The organism is Kitasatospora sp. NPDC048540, from assembly GCF_040651175.1.
In the GTDB taxonomy this organism is placed as follows: Bacteria; Actinomycetota; Actinomycetes; order Streptomycetales; family Streptomycetaceae; genus Kitasatospora.
Genome location: NZ_JBEZIR010000002.1, coordinates 178,816 through 195,516, shown reverse-complemented (window position 1 = coordinate 195,516; position 16,701 = coordinate 178,816). Strand labels below are relative to the sequence as shown.

The window sequence follows — 16,701 nt, the reverse complement described above, 5'->3', positions numbered from 1 at the left end:
CGGCTGGTCAGGAAAGTGTGATCGCCACCGGGCCCGGCAACTCACACAGCGGCGTGTCAGTGCCTGGTCACAGCCCCAGCCACATCGCATACCCGGACACGGTGTCGGTCAGGGACGGCTGGACTCGCAGGACGCCGGCCATGGTCTCCCGCACGGCGGGGCTGTGCCGGGCCTGCTGCGGCGCGAGCTGCCGAGCCACGAGCAGGCTGCGGAACGCCCCGTCGGTGCGGCCGGTCCACAGCTGCGCCCGGGCGATCTCCGCGTGATGGTGTGCGGCCCGGGAGGCCGGCCAGTCGTCCGGGCGATGTCGAGGGCCTGCCGGTACATGTCCTGGTCGATCAGGCAGCTGACTTCGTGGACCGCGACGTTGGTCGGACCGAAGGACAGCCACATCAGCTCGGTCACCTCACCGGTGCGGTCCGCGATCCGCCGGGCCTCCCCGATGTTGCCTTCGACCGCCTCCGGGTGCTGCGCCCGCGCGGCGAGCACGGCGGCGGCGAGGTGGACCTGCCCCGTGACGGTGTCGCGCACGAGGCCTTGGTCGGCCTGGGCGGCGGTCGTCCGGGCGAGCTCGGCGATCCGGATACCCGTCCGATATTGCCCGGCCCGCAGGTAGGCCAACGCGCGGTTGTACAGGCGGATCGTGGCGGTCGCGGCGTCGGACGCCCGGTCTGCGGCCCAGCCCATCCGGTCGAGTGCGATGCTGCCGAGATCGTGGAATCCGAGCTTCGAGGCCACGTCGAACCCGCAGCGGTACTGGGTGGCCAGGGCCAGCCACAGCCGCTGGTCCCCGGTCGTGTGCGCTGCGGTGGTGGTCTCGCTGATCAGCCCGGCCAATTCGGCTGCAGCGGCCCGAAGGTCCGAGGCGCGGATCAGTCGGCAGATCCGTTCGGTGTGCTCCACCAAGTCGGCGGGCGGGCGGGGTGCGACGTCCGGGTCCGCCCCCAGGTCGAAGAGGTCGAGGGCTTCGCGGATCGGCTGGATCAGACCGTCGAGCTGGTCCCGGCGGAGCTCCTCGAGGTACGGCCGGCCTTGCAGGTCGGCAACCGGGACGGAGAACGCCCGGGCCAGCGCGGCGAGGACGGCCGGGCCGGCCTGCCGCTTGCCCTGCTCGACCTGCGACACCATCGACACGGACACCTGCGCGGCCTGTGCCAGCCCGGTCTGGGTCAGGTGCCGGAGCTTCCGCGCCCGGGCCACCCGCTTGCCCACGGTCTCCGGCTCGAAGTCCACCTGCACGGCCCACCTCCACGCGCCCGACGTCCCGTCAGACGGTACTCGGACCAGTCCGGTGCGGGGCCGTGAACTGTTCACACTTGCACCCGCCCCGGGGCGAGAGGTTGCATGGCCGCATGCCCGCTCCCGTGCTGTACCTGCTCGGCTCCGCCGCCCCGCCGATCCTGGACGCGACGAAGGTCATCACCCAGGCCCAGGCTCGCGGATGGGACGTCGTCCTCGGCCTGACCCCGACCGCCGCGGACTGGCTGCACGGCGACCTGGCCTACCTGGAGGAGCTGACCGGGCACCCGGTGAAGTCCCGGTACCGGCGGCCGGGCGAGCCCAACCCGCTCCCGCCGGCCGACACGATCCTGTTCGCCCCCGCTACGCTGAACTCGATCAACTCGCTGGCGCTCGGGATCACCACCTCGTGGGCCATCGGGTACGCAGCTGAGGCAATCGGCAAGCGGATCCCGTTGCTGGTGATGCCGTGCACCAATACCGCACTGACCGCTCACCCGCAGTTCGACCGGTCCATCGAGGCGCTCCGCGGCGCAGGCGTACGGGTGCTACTCGGCGGCGGCTGCTACGTCCCGAATGAGCCTGGCATGGGCAACCCTGCCGCCTATCCGTGGGATGCGGCTCTCGAAGCGCTCAGGTGACTTTCCGTGATCCGCACGATCCAGGGATTCTTCGAAAGCCCCGGCGGACTGCGGCACAGATGGGGGGACCACAAACCTCGTACCTCTGACGCTGAGTGCGCGTCCAGGTTTGTCGGGCTGTGTCCGCGGGCGCGATCGTTCACGTGTCCAGTTCTACGCTCCCGGTCTGCAGCAGGTGACCGGTCCGAATGGTCAGCCGCTCCCAGGCGGATGTCGCACGATCGTGCCCCGCAGCCATCCGCCCGGCGCACGCCGAGTGGCGGACCCACCGCGGGTCCGGGAACAGTCGGTACATGACACAGACCACGTGGACCGAAGCCAGAATCATGCTCCCCGCCACCGAGGGCGGGCACGCCGCAGACCAGGGTATGACGCGTGTCGGCCCGGAGGGCTGGGTGCACGTCAGGAAGGACGGCGGGGGTTTTGCGTCCTACCCTCCGAAGTCGGTCTTCTCCATCGTCTGGCTGAGCGACCCGTGGGTCGCGGACCAGTAGCGCATGCGGAAGGGCCCCGGCGTCCGCCGGGGTCCTTCTCGTTGCGCTGAGCCGCGCCGCACCGCTGGAGGCGTCGTTCGCCGGGGCCGCCGGGCCGTCAGGCGTGTGGGGCGGCTGGCTTCCCCGGCTGGTGGGCGGCGCCGAGCGGGGCGAGTACGGTCGCGGCCGACGCCACCGACTCGGCGAGGAGGGCGGCGGTGCGGCCCGCCTCGTAGAGCTGCTCGCGGGCGTCGCGGGCCGCCCGGAGCGCGTCGTGGGCCGCGTCGTCACCGGCGCCGCGCTGGGGCCCGATCCGTCCGGCGGCCTGTTCGCTGCTGAGGAACGAGGCCAGCTGGTCGAGGAGTTCGGGCAGCCGGGCGGTCAGCCCCGCGAGCGCCGCCACGGTCTCCACGGCGTCCGCCGGGTGCACCAGCCCGGGGCGGCCGTCGGGGCCGGTGCTCAGTGCGGCGGACCGGACCAGTTCGGCGGCTTCGGCGGTCAGCTCCGCGGTGGACAGGTTCACCGGTACGTGGCTGTTCATCATGGTCTCCTTCGACGGCCGGGCCCGGTGCGGACCCGGGCCCTCGTCTGCCCCGGCCGGGCGCGATCAGCCACGGGTGGACGGAAGTTGGCCAGGACTCGCCCCCGGCGTGCGGCACCGGCGCGACTTGCGCGGCCCGAGGTCGGTCACCGTGGCGCCGGACGGACGGGGCTGCGGGGACCGGGCGGCCTGTGCTGGTACGGCCGTCGTGGAAGGTCACCGTCCACCCGCCGCCCAGTTCGGCGGCCGGTCGGCCGGCCGTTGCCGCACCCCGGGCGTGGAACTGCTCCTGCACGGCCGGGGACGGGAAGGCCGAGGAGGCCGGGTCGTCGTGCACCAGGACGGCGTCGAATTCGGCGGCCCAGGTGTCGAGGCTTTCGGCCAGGTCGGCGGAGAGGCCCGGCACCGGGTCCTCGGGGGGAGCGATGTCGCCCCTCTCCTCGGGGGCGGTGAGCCGGAGTGGGTTGCAACCGGAGTCGGCGAGGACCCGGATCGGCTGGGCCTCCGCCGGGGCCGGTCGGCGGGGTCGGGGGCTCCGCCCGGCGGGCGCGGCCCGCCCTGCGGTGCGCCGGGCGTGGCGGGGTCCATGACTGTCGTCTCCGGGGCAGGGTGTTGCTGCTTCGGGTGGGTGCAGCCCGGGGTGGTGATCGGGCCCGGCGCCGGGTCCGGGCGCATCCGGACGGCGGGCCGTCAGAAGCGCCGCCAGCGGGCCGAGGCGAAGGAGAACACGCCGAACAGCGACAGGCCGAGGGCGACCAGGACCAGCAGCCACGGCCCGGCCCGGGTGCCCGCGAAGGCCCGGAGGGTGTCGTCGAGCCCCTTGGCCCGGTACGGGTCGAAGCGGACGGCCGCGGTGACGACGAAGGCGCCCGCCGCAGCGAAGACCGTCCCTCGGGCCGCGTTGCCCGCCACTCCGCAGGCGGTGACCCAGCGCCGGGTCCAGGTGCCCATCCCCCCGGTGTCCAGTTCCCGCAGGAAGCGGCGGCGGACCGCGCGGACGGCCATGCCGGCCCCCGCCGTCGCGAGGGCGACGCCGGCGGCGCCCAGCAGCCACCGGCCGGCGGGCAGGGCGAGGGCGGACGCCGTCCAGTCCCGGGACTGGCTGTCGCCGTCGCCCTGCCCGCCGGCGCCGACCGCGAAGGCGGCGGTCCCCCAGCTGACGGCGGCGTAGAAGGTGGCGCGGCCCGCATCCATCAGGCATCTGCCCGCTCTTCCGCTCTTGCGTCCGAAGCCCGCGCAGGACACGGCCGAGCAGGCCCGCCACAGGGCCATGCTCGCGAACCCGGCCACCAGCAGCCAGAGCGCCGCCGCGCCGAACGGTCCGCCTGCGATCTCGCGCAGCGCGCCCTGCCGGTCGGCCTCCCCTGTACCCCGTCCGAACGCGATCCGAATCGCGAGGGTGCCCACCACGAGGTAGACGACGCCCCGCGCGGTGAACCCGGCCCGTCCGGCCCACCGCAGCGCCCACGGCCCGGCCTCGTCGACGTCCGGCAGAGCCGAACCCATCTGCTGCGTAAGCCTGTTGGATGGCATCACGGGGCCCCTCCGGTGGCCGGGCGCACCGCGCGTCCGCGCGGCTTGCCGGGGCGCGTCTGCCCGCGATGGCGGCGGTCACACCGAGCCTCCGGGTCGGCGGCGGCGGGCCGCGGCGGCAGGCGGGCCGGACCGGCGAGCGGCCCGACCGCCTTGACTTCAACCTCACTTCAGCTTCTAGGTTCAACCATGTGCCCCGGAACCCTCCGGCGGCAGCCGGCCGAGCGCGAGGAGAACCACCATGTCAGAGACCGGAACCGGGACCGCAGCCGCCTTCGAGGTACCCGAGCGCTACCGCCGGGCCGTGGTCCCGCACATCATGGTCGACGACGCGGTTGCGGCGATCGAGTTCTACCGGCACGCGTTCGGCGCGCGCGAGGACGTCCGGATCGACGCTCCGGGGGGCGGGGTCCTGCATGCGGAGATCAGCATCGGCGGGTCGGTGCTGATGCTGGGCGACGCCGGGGCGGCGGAGGCGGGGTCCGGCTCCTTCGCGCCGCCGCCCGTGCTCGGCGGCGGGACCTCCGTCATGCTGCACGTGTTCGTACCGGACGTGGACGCGCTCGCGGAGCGCGCGGCGGCGGCGGGCGCCGAGGTCCTCCAGCCGCCGACGGACATGTTCCACGGCGACCGGACCGTCATCCTGAAGGACCCGTCGGGCCACCTGTGGGTCTTCCTGACCCACCTGGAGGACCTCTCCGCACAGGAGCTCGCCCGCCGGTCGGCCACCGCCGCGACGGCCAACGGCCAACGGCCAACTGAGGGCTGACGGCTACCAGCTCGACCCCGGGTGCGCGGCTCAGCGCTGCGGGGCGACCAGGCCCAGCTCGTACGCGGTGATGACGAGTTGGACCCGGTCCCGGGCACCGAGTTTGGTGAACAGCCGTGAGACGTGGGACTTGGCGGTGGCCACGGTGATGAAGAGGTCCTCGGCGATCTCGGCGTTGGAGCGGCCGCTGCCGACCAGGGTCAGCACCTCCCGTTCGCGGTCGGTGATGGCCTCCGTCAGCCGCGCGCGGTCGGCACCGCCGTGGGCCGGGAGCGCGGTTCCGGGGCGGCCGAGGAAGTCGGCGATCAGGCGGCGGGTGACGCCCGGGGCGAGCAGCGCGTCCCCTGCCGCGACCACCCGGACCGCGGCGAGGATGTCGTCCACGGCCATGTCCTTGACCGCGAAGCCGCTCGCTCCGGCGCGGAGTGCGGCGTGGACGTGCTCGTCCTCGTCGAAGGTGGTCAGGATCAGGACCCGGGTGGCCGCCGAGGCGCCGGCGACCCGGCGGGTGGCCTCGATGCCGTCCATGCCGGGCATCCGGATGTCCATCACCACCACGTCGGGGGCGGTCTCGGCGGCGAGCCGGACGGCCTCGGCTCCGTTGGCGGCCTCGCCGACGACCTCCAGGTCCGGATGGTCGGCCATGATCACCCGCAGGCCGGACCGGAGCAGCGGCTGGTCGTCGGCGAGGAGGACCCGGATCACCCGGCCACCGCCGGGCCGTGGGTGTCGGTGGGCAGCGGCAGCCTGGCCGCCACCCGGAAGCCGCCCTCCGCGCGCGGTCCGGCGCTGAACGCGCCGTGCAGCAGGGCGACCCGCTCCCGCATCCCGATGATGCCGAACCCGTGTGCCGCGCCGGGGTGTTGGGCCCCGCGCCCGTCGTCGACGACCTCCACCAGCAGTTCCCCGTCCCCGTGTTCGACGGTCACCCGGCAGTGCGTGGTGGCCGCGTGGCGGACCACGTTGGTCAGCGCCTCCTGGACGATACGGTAGGCGGACAGGTCGATCTCGGCCGGGATCGGGCGCTGGTCGCCGCTGCGGTGCACCTCCACCCGCACACCCGCGTCGGCGGTCGCCGCGGCCAGCCGGTCGAGGTCGGCGAGGCCCGGTACGGGCACCGCGGAGGCCGGGCCTGCGCCGGTCGGGTCGGCCTGACGGAGCGCCACCAGGGTGCGCCGCAGGCCCGCGAGGGTCTCCCGGCCGGTGGCCTCGATCGCCCTCAGCGCCTCCCGGGCCTCGGCCGGCTGGGTCTCGATGACCCGGCTGCCGACACCGGCCTGGATCGCGATGATGCCGATGCTGTGCGCCACCATGTCGTGCAACTCCCGTGCGATCCTCAGCCGTTCGGCGGTGACGGCCTCGGCCACCTCCTGCCGGCGCAGGGCCGCCCCGTGCTCCCGCCGCTCACGGACGAGCAGCCCGACCACGTACGCGGTGACCATCCCCAGCAGCGCGACCACGCTGATGGCGACCAGCCGGTCGGGGCCGTAGGCGAAGCCCCCGGCGGTCAGCAGTTGCACGGCGGCGGAGACGGCGGCGGCGGCGAGCACGACCGGACGGGTCCGGGTGGCGGAGACGAAGCCGAGGGCGATGTCGGCCGCCAGGAAGGCCAGGAACCGGTCCGGCTGGCGGACGTCGCGGCTCAGCACCACCAGCATGAGCGAGCCGGCCAACGTCAACGCCAGCGCCAGCAGCGGCCTTTGGCGCAGCACACCGGTCAGCAGGCCGACCGCCAGCACCGCAGCCAGGCCCTGGAAGGTACCGGAGACGCTCGGCGCGCCGGTCGGCAGCAGCAGCACCGTGAGGGCGTACAGCAGGCTCCCGCCCCAGAGTGCGGGCCACCCGGCCGCCACCGGGCCGGGTCTCCCCGGCGGGTCGTTGCGGCGGGCGGCGGCGGGCTCGGCGTCGGTGCGGGTACGGGTGGTGGTGTCCATGCCGGGACCCTAGACGCGCCGCCCGCGGCCGGGCATCCGCCCCGGGGTGTAAGCCCAGGGGATGGCCGGGCCCGGCGATTGCCGTCCAAGGCGGGAGGCCGGCGGGCCAACGACCAGCGGGCCGGCCGGCCGGCAACCGCGGTACGGCGTTCCGGCGGTCTGTGCCGGTCTGAGCCTGTCTGTGCCGGTCTGTGCGCTGACCGGGCTGGGGTTCGGGGTGCCGATCCGGCACAGCGCGGTCACCGTCGACCAGGCCATGGTGGTGATCGCGTGGCGGCACCTGGTGCAGAACCGGGGCCCGTTGCCCGGCGGTCTCGCCTTCTCCCCGACGGTGGCGGGCTCGTGGGCGGTGTACCTGCTGTGGCCGCTGGCCGCGGTCACCGTCGCGGTACGGGTGGTCGGGCGCCGCGACGTGTGTGGCGTCCCCCGCTCACCGTGGCGCGCGCCGACGGGGCCGGGCGGGGATCCGGACCCGGAAGCGGCCGTCCACCGGGTCCACGGTGGCGGGCAGGAGCCGGCCCACCCGCAGCCCGGAGTGCGCCGATCGGTCCCAGGCCGCCTCGAACGGCCGGAAGCCGGGGCCGCTGATCCGTACCCTGAGCCGGACGCCGTCCACCTCGCCGTCCCAGGGGATGGTGGTGAGCGCGATCACCTCGGCGGTCGCGGCGGACCCGGACCGGTCGAGGCTCCGGTTGTCCGCGCGTTCCCGGCGGGTGCGGACCATCACGCCGATCCCGAGCGGCGTCATGACCAGGGTGAAGCCTGCGCCCACGATCCGCAGCGCGGTCCCGGCGGTCACCGAGCCGGCCAGCAGGGCCGGTCCCAGCAGGGCCGTCGCCGCCCCGACCAGGTGGCGCAGCAGTGCGCCCACCGGACCGACCACGGGGACCAGCGTCCGCCCGGGCTGCCCGCCCCCGGCCGGCACCCGGGCCGGTCGACCGGTGGTCAGGCCAGGCCCGCGTACAGGAATCCGCCCGGGTTTGCGGGGTCGGGCAGCAGCAGCACCTGGTCGCCGGCCCGCGGGATCTGCAGCTTGGACACCAGGGTGCGCAGGGTCAGCTGGTCCTGCGTCGGGCCACTCGGCCGGACCACCAGGTCGACGACCGGGTCGTAGTTGACCAGGCGGCCGGTGTCGGCGATCGAGACCACGACGGCGGGGACGGTGGGCGCCCCGGCGGCAAGCAGTTGCTGGACCTCGCCGGCCGACCGGTGGCCGGCGATGGACTGCTGGATCGCGGCGAAGTCCTGGCCGCCGACGAAGGCCTTGGTCATCCGGCCGTAGAACCCCTTGCCCTCGGCGATCTGCCCGACGATCTCCTCGGCCTTCTCCTCGCGGCTCCTGCGGCCCTTGCCGAAGATTCCCATGTCTCTGCGTTCCTCTCTGTGCCACCTGCTCGGTGTCCGATGCCGTGGACGCTAATCGGCCCGCCGCGCCTACCGATCCCAGGTTCCGGGCCGTGGGGCCCCGGCGTCGGTGATCACCGGGCGCCGTACCCTGGGCCCATGGACTCACCCAGCGGGCCGACCGGGACCTGCGTCCCGCGTGCCATGGTCATCGACCGTGCCTGGCGTGCGCTCGGGCCGGGGTTGGAGCCGCTCAGCGGGCCGGGCGGCAGCCCGCTGACCCGGACCGTGAAGCTGATCCTGCTGCCGCTGGTGGTCCGGCCGTCGCTGCACACCTCGCTGGCGGCGGACTTCCTGGAACCTTCGCAGGCCGCCGAGTTGGAACGGCTGATCCAGGAGGCCGGCGGGTGTCTGGCGGCGACCGCCGCCTGGTTCACGCTGCTCAAACGGGCCCGGCGGGCGCTCGGGATCGTCGCGGGCAACCCTCAGGACCTGTACTTCCAGCGCTGCTTCGAGCTGGCCACCGTGCACGGGGCCCCCGCACCCGGCGCCTCGGCGCCTGCTTCCCCCGCGCCCGGCGCCCCCTCGTCCCGCGCCTCGGCGCCCGGTGCCTCGGTGCGCACTGCGGAGGGCATGGCCCGGGCCGCCGTCCGCGAGATCGCGGAGGCGGGCGGCGGACGCACGGTGGACGCGCTCAGGGAGCACCTCGCCGATCCGGACCGCCGCGCCGCGCTCGACCGGACCCTGCTCGCGGCTTGGGAGGCACGGGAGTTGACGCCGCCGGGCGACCTGGCGGCTGTCTCGGCGCTGGCGGCGCTAACGGCGCTGGCGGCCGAGGTGCTCGACGCGTGCGGCGCGCCGAGCACCGGGCCCGACCCGACCAGCACCACCGGCGCCAGCACCGGCACCGGCACTCCGGACCGGACGGGCGCGGCGGGCGCGGCGGGCGCGGCGGCCTTCGCCGAACTGGTCGACAGCGGGTCGGGCAGTGCGCTCGGCCGGGCGCTGTGGGCGGGCCACGCGGACGCCCTGTGGGGGCGCGCGGACCTGCCCCCGCACCTGGAGCTGACCGCCCACCGGGTGCCGCCTCGTCCGGAGCCCGGCCGTGGCGCGTCGACCGCGACCCTTCCGCCGCCGCTCGACCGCACCCTGTTCGAGCGGGTGTTCACCGTCCTCCAGTCCTCGGGGCGGGACGCGGACCTGCCGCCCGTGCCGGAGCTGGTACGGCGCGAGGTCGGCCGAAGCTGCGGGCCGCTCGGCCTCGGTGACGAGAGCTTGCGGGTGGCCGTGGTCCTCGGTGGCTGCCTCGCGGTCGGCCTGGACCCGCTGGGTTCCGGGCGGCCGCCGGGGCCAGGGACCGCCGCCCACCGGCTGGTGAACCGCCGCTGGCAGCGCGAGGCGTCGGTCCTGCGGGCCCGCCGGATGACCACCGCGCCCGACCCGGACGGCGGCACGCTCGCCGCACTCGCAGCGGAGCTGCGCAGCCCCTGGGTGGCCTACCTGCGCCGGCTCTGGGTCAGGCTGCACGGACGCGATGTGCGCGAGGCCCCGCTGGACGGCCCGGCCTCCGCGTGGGAACTGCTCGACGGGGTGGCCCGCTCGGTGCTGATGGACCACCGCGGCCGGGTGCGCAACGCCCTGCGCGCCCTCTCGGCGCCCGCCGTACCGCAGTTCGTCGAGGCGAGGAGCGCCTGATGTCCTGGCTCACCGTCGACAGGACCGCGGGCGGCGAGGTCCGGGTCGTGCCCGGGACGACGCCCGAGATCCCCGAACCCGCCACCACCCGACCCGTGTTCGCGCAGGCGGGACTCGATGTCGCCGGTGCCGTTCTGACCTGGCCCGCACCCGGCGACCCGGGTCCGCCGACGGCCCTGGTGCACGACGGCGCGCGGGCGCAGCAGTGGCTCTGGGCACTGTACGGGCCACAGGCCGCAGCTGCGGTCGCCGCCTGCGCCGACGGGCGGTCCGGGCCTGTCACCGTGCCGGCCGGGCCGGCCGACCCACGGCTGTCCGCTGATGCAACCCGGCTCGCCCTCGGGCTGTGGGCGGCCCGGTGGTGGCCGGCCTCGGACCGGGACGGGATCCCGGCGCCGCCGGCCGACCTGCTCGGTCTGGAGCTCGCCGCGCTGGGCCACCGGTGCCAGCAGCTCTTCGACGGCTCCGGCGACCAGGTGGACGACTCCGCGGTGGATCTGCTCGATGCCCACCGGGCGGCGATCGGCCCGCTGTTGCGGTGGTGGCGCACGGCTGACGACCGGGCTCAGTTCGCGGCCCCTGTCCCGGTGCCGGCCCAGGTGGAGGAGGTGCTCCGGCTGGTCGACGCGCTGGCGGACCTCGCCGGGCTGGACGGGCCCGAACTCCGGCTGCTGCGGGAAGAGTTCGACGGCGCCGCGCCTGCGGGCGGCCCCCGGGAGGGCGAGCTGTCGCCGCTGTCGGGCTTCGGCGCACTGTTCGCCCGGCCGGGCGGGTACGCGCTCGCGGCGGGCGGGCCCGTGACGGGGGCCGGGGCCGGTGCCGGGTCCGGGTCCGGGTCCGGCCGGGTGATCGCGCGCGGCGTGGGGCAGTGCGACTGGCGGCGCTACCCGCCCGGTTTCGTCGACGCGGCCGAGGAGGCGGTCACCTGGACGGCCCGGGCGGAGGGGTCCGGCCGCCGGATCGAGGTCGAGGCGCTCGCGGGTGCCGTCGTACCGGCGGACGGTGTGTTGCTGGTCGCGCAGGTGCGGGTGGACGGTGAACCGGCCGGCCGGGTGCCGCTCGCGCGGCGGGACGACGTCTGGTTCGGCCGGGCGGACCTGGTGCTGCCCGAGGCGGCGGCGGCCCGGATCGAGGTGGACGTCCTACTGCCCGGATTCGGCGGCTCCGAAGACGGGCCCCCGGCCCCGGCGGCCGACCGCGAGGCGGTGCGCACCCTGGCCCGCCACCGGCTGTCCATGGCCGCCGGCCCCGTCCCGTACGACTCCCCTGCCCGGCCGTTTCTCTCCGAGATCGCCGCGACCGACGCCGCCGAGGACTTCTGACGCCATGCCTCCTGCCGATGCCCAGCACACGCCACCGCCGGACCCGGCGGACCCGACGGACCTCGCGGACCCGACGGACCCCGGCGCGGCACCGCTGTTCGGTGAACCGTTCGACAGCGGGCTGGCGCAGTTCGAGGACCTCCAGCTCGCGGCCGACCTCGCGGCGGCGCTCGCCGTCCTCCGCCGCCTGCTGGCAGCCGCCGAGGCGCTCGACGACTCGCCCGATGTCCGCTTCCTGCGCGCCCATCTGCTGGCCAACAGTGCCATCGTCCGCCTCTCCGCCTCCGACCTCCCCTACGCCGACGATGACTTCATCGGCTCGCTCGACCTGCTCCGCTCCATCGAGGCCGCCCCGATGGGCCCGCGCGGACGGCAGCTGTGGCTGGACGTCCTGCTGAAGACGCTGCTGGGACGGGCCGAACTGCTGCGCCGGTCCGGCCGGCTGGACGAGGCCGCCGGGTGCCTGGACGAGGCGGACGCCCGGCTGCCCGGGTTCGCCGGGGACGGCACGCGCGCGGCCGAACTCGGCCACCACCGGGTCCTGTTGCTGATGGCGCGCAGCGAGTGGGGCGCGGCGGAGGAACTGGCACTGGCGGTGCTGGACACCACGCCCGCCGAGGTGGAGACCCGGCCGCGGCTGTTCACCGCGCTGGGGCTGGCCTGCGCCTCGACCGGGCGGTTCGACCCCGCGGAGGACTGGTTCACCCGCGCCGAGGAGGGCTTCGCGCTGCTCGGCGACGTCGGCGCACGGCAGGAGCTGATCGCCGACCGGGCGTACACCGCGATGCGGCGCGGCGACTTCGATACCGCCGAGCGGCTCTTCGCCGAGGCTTCCGCCGTCTTCGAGCAGCAGCGCCGCTTCGGCGACCTGGCGGTCTGCGAGCAGGCCCGCGGCTTCCTGGCCGCACAGCGCGGGGACGCCGCCGGGGCCCGGGCCCTGGTGGAGACCGGGCTGGCGCGGTTCCAGCGGCTCGGTGCCTCGCTCGCGGCGGCGGACACCATGCTGCTGGCCGCCCGGCAGGCGTACGCCCGCGGTGACCTCGACGAGCAACGGAGGCTCACCGAGGGCGCCCGCGAGGTGTACCAGGCGCAGGGCGTGTACGAGCGCTGCGCACAGGCCGATCTGATGCTCGCGGCGAGCATCGAGGGCTCCCTCGACCGGCTGCCGGGCGCCGACCCGGCCGCGACAGCCGACGCCGCGGCGGACAGCGCGCCGACGGCCGACGCCCCGACGGGCGACCGGGCGGCGGCGCTCGACGCGGCGCTCGCGCTGGCCGTCCCGGCGGCGCTGGCGGTCGAGGCGTTCCGCTTCGACTTCGCGACCGGCCACGCGCGCAGCCAGTGGCTGGAGCTGGCGCAGGAGGGGATGCGGCTGGTGTTCCGGCTGGCACAGCTGCGCGGGGACCAGGGGTTGCTCTTCGAGCTGGTCGAACACCGCTGCGCCGGGGCCGCGTTGACGCTGGACCGGGTGCAGGGCGGGACAGCGACGGCGGCCTTCCCGGACCCGGCGGCGAAGGTCCGTGCACCCGCGGCCGTCCCGGGGTCACCGGCCTCCCCGCTCGGTGCCGTCGCTGCAGAGGCCGCCGCGTCGGTCGGGCTGCGGGCGGCTCCTCCGCCGCCGGTGCTGATGTCGCCGGCCTCGCCGCGTACCGCGTTGCAGGAGTACGCGCAGGCCGCCCGGACCCGCTACCACCGGGCGGTCGTGAGCGGGCCCGCGGTGGCGTCGTGGTGACCGCGGGCGCGCCTGCGCGTCCGGTCGTGCTGCTCAGGCTCGCCGACGCCGGGGACCTCCATCTGACCTGGCGTTGGACGGCCGGCGCCCACGGCTACGGCAGCGGGTACGCGCCCGCCCCCGAGGTCGAGCAGGCGGTCCGGGCACTGGCGGCCGCCCTGCCGGGCCCGGGCGAGGCGATGCGGCACGCGCTGGGGGCGGGCGCGTTCGCCGACGGGCGCGGTGAACTCGGGCTGGCCCGGCTGCTGGCCGAGGCACTGTGGCCGCCGGGCCTGACGGAGCAATTACGGCACGTGTCGGGGGTGGCGGGCCGTCCGGTGGTCCGGATCCAGCCCTCGCCCCGGGTCGCCCAGGTGCCGTGGGAGCTGCTCACGGTCGACACGGACGACACCCGGCTGATCGACCTCGCGGACGTCGCGACCGCTGCGCCGCTCTCGCTCCGCCGCCCGCCCGGTCCGCCGGGCCCGGACGGACCGCAGGAACCTCAGGAACCTCAGGAACCTCAGGCACCGCAGCCGCTTCGGGCACCACAGGCGCAGACCGCCGGACGGGACGCAGTCGTCCTGGTGCTCGACCCGAGGATCCCCGGGTTCCGCGCGGACTCCGTGCTCGGCTCGGTGCTCGGCCCGCCCGGCTCGGACCCGGCGCTGCTCGCCCTGGTGGGGCGTCACCTCGACTCGGGGACCGCGGTACCGGCCGTGGCCGCCCCGGCGGAGGCGTTCCGGCGCAGCGACCTGGACCGCGACTGGCTGGGCGGCGCGCTGCGCGCCGGCGCGCGCCGGCTGCTGTACGTCGGGCACGTCAGCGGCGCGCCGGTCGACGGCGGCCAGAGCGAGGACGCGGCGCTGCATCTCGCCTGCGGGGCGCAGGTCCCGGGCCTCGCCGAGCCGGTCCGCGGCCACCGTCCGCTGTCGGCGAAGGACCTGCTGCTCGGCACCCTGGCGGGACGACCGGACGGTGTGCCGGGAGCGCGGCTGTGGCCGGCGCCGCCGAGGGTCGCGTTGATCGCTTGCGAGAGCGGCGGGGACCTGCGCTTCGCCGAGTCCTTCGGGCTGGCGGCGGCGATGCTCCACAACGGCGCGGAGCTGGTCACCGCGACCCGCTGGACGCTGCCGACCAGCTTCGCCTTCCACCGGCTGGCGGGCCTGTCCGAGTCGGTCCGCCCGCTGTCGGAGGCAGTCCTTGCCGTCGACGCCGCCCATGACCGCCCGGACCCAGTCGGCGCACTCGGCGGCTGGCAGCGGGAGCAGCTGGCCCGCTGGCGTACCGGCCACCGGATCGAGCACTCACCGCTGCTGTGGGCGGCCCTCACCTGCATCACCGTCTGAGCCACCCGCCGACCGCCGACCGCCGAACACCCGAACTCAGCGCGTCGGCACCGCCGTGGAGGGTGTGGAGGGTGTAGTGGGCGTGGCGGGCCCGGCGTCGAGGCCCGTCCCGGGGACGGTCTGGCTGGCGACCAGGTCCCGGTACGGGCCGCAGCGGGCGAGCAGTTCGCGGTGGCCGCCGGCGTCGACGACGGTGCCCCGGTTCATCATGATGACGTGGTGGGCGTGCTGGACGGTGGAGAGCCGGTGGGCGACCACGATGACGGCGCGGGTCGCGGCGAGTTCGGAGACGATCGCCCGGAACCGCTGTTCGTTGAGTCCGTCCAGCTGGCTGGTGGGCTCGTCGAGCAGGACGATCTCGGCGTCGGAGAGCAGGGCGCGGGCGAGTGCCATCCGCTGGCGCTGGCCGCCGGAGAGGTCGGATTCGCGGCCCAGCGGGGTGTCGAGGCCCTGCGGTAGGCGGGCGATGTCCTCGGTGAGGCCGACGGCGTCGAGTGCGGCGTCGAGTTCGGTGTCGTCGGCCCGGTGGGTGCGGCCGAGCTGGAGGTTCTCCCGAGCGGTGGCCTCCAGCAGGGTGAACGCCTGGTCGACGTAGGCGATCCGGCCGCGCAGCGCGTCCAGGGGCCAGCTCTGGACGTCGTGGCCGAGGACGGTGATGGTGCCGGCCGTCGGGCGGATGAACCGGTCGATCAGCGACAGGGTGGTGCTCTTGCCGGCCCCGGACGGGCCGACCACGGCGGTCAGGCCGGTGCGGGCGGTGGTGAAGGAGATGCCGCGCAGCGCGGGTTCCGTGGAGCCGCCGTGGGTGTAGCCGACGGAGCGGAAGACCACGGAGGGGGCGTCGGGCACCGGGGTGGGGACGGCTCGTTCGACGTCCCTGGGGTCGGTCTCCGGGGGGAGGGCGAGCAGCTGGTTGCAGCGGTCCCGGGCGGCCAGGCCGGCCTGGAGGCGGCCGGTGCCGGTGGCCAGCGTGTTGACGGAGGGGATGGTCTGCAGCAGGTAGAGCAGGAAGGCGGCGAACTCGGCGACTTGGAGGTTCCCGGCGGCGAGGCGGGCGCCGCCGGTGAGGATCACGGCGATCATCGCGAGCTGGTTGCCGAGGGTGAGGACCGCGGGGATCAGCGAGCCGAGGCGGGCGCCCACCAGGGAGACGGCGCGCAGCCGTTCGGCGTCGGCGGCCAGGGCGCGGGCGGCCACCGGTTCGGCGCGGTAGGCCTTGATGGTGGTGAGGGCGTCGAGGTCGGCGGTGAAGCGCTGGGCGAGCTGTCCGACGGCGTCCTGCTGGCCGGTGACGTTGGCCCGCATCCGGCGCAGGATGAGCAGGACCAGGACGGTCAGGACGGCGAGCGCGAGTACCGTGACCAGGGTCAGTACCCAGTCGATCCAGACCATCACGACCAGGGTCGCCGCCACTGTCAGTGCGGCCAGCGGCAGTTGGACGGCGACCTCGACGACCTGGCGCAGCAGCAGGGCGTCGGAGGTGATCCGGGCGGCGATCTCGCCGGTGCCTTTGGTGCGGACGGTGGCCAGCGGCAGCCGCAGGGCGTGTTCCATGATGCGGACCCGCAGCCGGTAGGTCAGCCGTTCGCCGATGCGGGCCAGCAGGAACCCGGACAGCGCCTCGGCGAGGGCGCCGCCGAGCGCGGCCGCGCACATCAGCAGCACGTCGGGGGTGAGCGGGCGGTGGGCGGAGAAGTCGGTGATGATCTCGCGCACCAGCAGGGGGAGGGCGAGGATCGCGGCGGTGGCTGCGAGGGCGGCCAGCAGGGACAGGGCGAGCCGGACGGGCTCGGCGGTCAGCTCGGCGCGCAGCCGTACCGGGTCCGGCGGGCGGCTGGCGGTGCGGGTGCTCTGGTCGGCCACGGGCAGCCTCTCTGGTGGTACGAACGGCGGTGCGGCGACGGTGCGGTGGCCCGCGACGCCGGCGGGATCACGACATCGCCGGCCTGCGGCGTACGACGCCCCAGACCGGCGGAGTTGCTGGTCCGGGCCGCAGCGGGGTGTCGCCGCTGCGGCCCGGTGGGCCGGCCGGGCCGGTGGTGACGGCCCGGTCGGCTGTACCGTGTTTCCCGCCCTACCGGACGGGCGGACGGGTCAGAGGCAGATCAGCGTGGAGACGGTGCTGGTGCCGCAGTTGAGGACGCTCAGCG

The 16,701-nt window shown here is 75.5% G+C and carries 15 protein-coding genes; 7 read left to right on the top strand and 8 right to left on the bottom strand.

Translation table 11 applies throughout. The annotated features are described in order from the left end of the window. Positions 1-108 precede the first annotated feature (108 nt). On the bottom strand, positions 109-1,239 hold the full coding sequence (locus AB0D08_RS02675) for a helix-turn-helix transcriptional regulator (protein ID WP_359886030.1): 1,131 nt from the start codon (positions 1,237-1,239) through the stop codon (positions 109-111). A 113-nt stretch (positions 1,240-1,352) separates the two neighbouring features. On the opposite strand from AB0D08_RS02675, the gene AB0D08_RS02670 reads away from it, so the two are divergent. Both AB0D08_RS02670 and AB0D08_RS02665 read left to right on the top strand, forming a co-directional pair. Further along, positions 1,353-1,880 (top strand): flavoprotein, encoded by a 528-nt coding sequence (locus tag AB0D08_RS02670; protein WP_359886029.1) that lies wholly within the window; start codon positions 1,353-1,355, stop codon positions 1,878-1,880. A 293-nt stretch (positions 1,881-2,173) separates the two neighbouring features. Beyond that, complete coding sequence (locus tag AB0D08_RS02665) at positions 2,174-2,374, top strand: hypothetical protein (protein ID WP_149038630.1); 201 nt, start codon at positions 2,174-2,176, stop codon at positions 2,372-2,374. Positions 2,375-2,471: 97 nt separating this feature from the next. On the opposite strand, the gene AB0D08_RS02660 is transcribed toward AB0D08_RS02665, so the two are convergent. Continuing rightward, a complete protein-coding gene (locus AB0D08_RS02660; RefSeq protein ID WP_033825089.1) occupies positions 2,472-2,894 on the bottom strand; it encodes a hypothetical protein in 423 nt (140 codons plus the stop codon). A gap of 690 nt (positions 2,895-3,584) precedes the next feature. Next, positions 3,585-4,400: a DUF1206 domain-containing protein gene (locus tag AB0D08_RS02655; protein WP_233289372.1), complete on the bottom strand. Its 816-nt coding sequence runs from the start codon at positions 4,398-4,400 to the stop codon at positions 3,585-3,587. Between the two features lie 268 nt (positions 4,401-4,668). On the opposite strand from AB0D08_RS02655, the gene AB0D08_RS02650 reads away from it, so the two are divergent. After that, on the top strand, positions 4,669-5,196 hold the full coding sequence (locus tag AB0D08_RS02650; RefSeq protein ID WP_359886028.1) for a VOC family protein: 528 nt from the start codon (positions 4,669-4,671) through the stop codon (positions 5,194-5,196). Between the two features lie 30 nt (positions 5,197-5,226). On the opposite strand, the gene AB0D08_RS02645 is transcribed toward AB0D08_RS02650, so the two are convergent. From AB0D08_RS02645 to AB0D08_RS02630, 4 genes are all read right to left on the bottom strand, one after another. Next, positions 5,227-5,901 carry a response regulator transcription factor gene (locus AB0D08_RS02645; protein ID WP_359886027.1) on the bottom strand — a complete coding sequence of 225 codons (675 nt, stop codon included), beginning with the start codon at positions 5,899-5,901 and terminating at the stop codon, positions 5,227-5,229. Further along, positions 5,898-7,130: a sensor histidine kinase gene (locus tag AB0D08_RS02640; protein ID WP_359886026.1), complete on the bottom strand. Its 1,233-nt coding sequence runs from the start codon at positions 7,128-7,130 to the stop codon at positions 5,898-5,900. Before AB0D08_RS02640 ends, AB0D08_RS02645 begins: the two co-directional genes overlap by 4 nt. 430 nt (positions 7,131-7,560) lie before the next feature. Next, complete coding sequence (locus AB0D08_RS02635; RefSeq protein ID WP_359886025.1) at positions 7,561-8,013, bottom strand: hypothetical protein; 453 nt, start codon at positions 8,011-8,013, stop codon at positions 7,561-7,563. A 62-nt stretch (positions 8,014-8,075) separates the two neighbouring features. Continuing rightward, positions 8,076-8,495, bottom strand: coding sequence for a hypothetical protein (locus AB0D08_RS02630; RefSeq protein WP_033825093.1), 420 nt, complete (start codon positions 8,493-8,495; stop codon positions 8,076-8,078). 138 nt (positions 8,496-8,633) lie between these two features. On the opposite strand from AB0D08_RS02630, the gene AB0D08_RS02625 reads away from it, so the two are divergent. Genes AB0D08_RS02625 through AB0D08_RS02610 form a run of 4 tightly spaced genes read left to right on the top strand, consistent with a single transcriptional unit; the run spans position 8,634 to position 14,551 of the window. Next, positions 8,634-10,169 carry a hypothetical protein gene (locus AB0D08_RS02625; RefSeq protein ID WP_051814141.1) on the top strand — a complete coding sequence of 512 codons (1,536 nt, stop codon included), beginning with the start codon at positions 8,634-8,636 and terminating at the stop codon, positions 10,167-10,169. Continuing rightward, on the top strand, positions 10,169-11,491 hold the full coding sequence (locus AB0D08_RS02620; RefSeq protein WP_359886024.1) for a hypothetical protein: 1,323 nt from the start codon (positions 10,169-10,171) through the stop codon (positions 11,489-11,491). Before AB0D08_RS02625 ends, AB0D08_RS02620 begins: the two co-directional genes overlap by 1 nt. 4 nt (positions 11,492-11,495) lie before the next feature. After that, positions 11,496-13,223 carry a hypothetical protein gene (locus tag AB0D08_RS02615; RefSeq protein WP_359886023.1) on the top strand — a complete coding sequence of 576 codons (1,728 nt, stop codon included), beginning with the start codon at positions 11,496-11,498 and terminating at the stop codon, positions 13,221-13,223. A 26-nt stretch (positions 13,224-13,249) separates the two neighbouring features. Then, positions 13,250-14,551, top strand: coding sequence for a CHAT domain-containing protein (locus AB0D08_RS02610; RefSeq protein WP_233289373.1), 1,302 nt, complete (start codon positions 13,250-13,252; stop codon positions 14,549-14,551). A 36-nt stretch (positions 14,552-14,587) separates the two neighbouring features. On the opposite strand, the gene AB0D08_RS02605 is transcribed toward AB0D08_RS02610, so the two are convergent. Next, positions 14,588-16,414: an ABC transporter ATP-binding protein gene (locus AB0D08_RS02605; protein WP_359886022.1), complete on the bottom strand. Its 1,827-nt coding sequence runs from the start codon at positions 16,412-16,414 to the stop codon at positions 14,588-14,590. Between the last annotated feature and the right edge of the window lie 287 nt (positions 16,415-16,701).

Excerpts from the sequence above, each read along its gene's own strand:
- AB0D08_RS02670 (WP_359886029.1), top strand. The coding sequence starts at position 1,353 with ATGCCCGCTCCCGTGCTGTACCTGCTCGGCTCCGCCGCCCCGCCGATC.
- AB0D08_RS02665 (WP_149038630.1), top strand. The coding sequence starts at position 2,174 with ATGACACAGACCACGTGGACCGAAGCCAGAATCATGCTCCCCGCCACC.
- AB0D08_RS02660 (WP_033825089.1), bottom strand. The coding sequence starts at position 2,894 with ATGAACAGCCACGTACCGGTGAACCTGTCCACCGCGGAGCTGACCGCC.
- AB0D08_RS02655 (WP_233289372.1), bottom strand. The coding sequence starts at position 4,400 with ATGGGTTCGGCTCTGCCGGACGTCGACGAGGCCGGGCCGTGGGCGCTG.
- AB0D08_RS02650 (WP_359886028.1), top strand. The coding sequence starts at position 4,669 with ATGTCAGAGACCGGAACCGGGACCGCAGCCGCCTTCGAGGTACCCGAG.
- AB0D08_RS02640 (WP_359886026.1), bottom strand. The coding sequence starts at position 7,130 with ATGGACACCACCACCCGTACCCGCACCGACGCCGAGCCCGCCGCCGCC.
- AB0D08_RS02630 (WP_033825093.1), bottom strand. The coding sequence starts at position 8,495 with ATGGGAATCTTCGGCAAGGGCCGCAGGAGCCGCGAGGAGAAGGCCGAG.
- AB0D08_RS02625 (WP_051814141.1), top strand. The coding sequence starts at position 8,634 with ATGGACTCACCCAGCGGGCCGACCGGGACCTGCGTCCCGCGTGCCATG.
- AB0D08_RS02620 (WP_359886024.1), top strand. The coding sequence starts at position 10,169 with ATGTCCTGGCTCACCGTCGACAGGACCGCGGGCGGCGAGGTCCGGGTC.
- AB0D08_RS02615 (WP_359886023.1), top strand. The coding sequence starts at position 11,496 with ATGCCTCCTGCCGATGCCCAGCACACGCCACCGCCGGACCCGGCGGAC.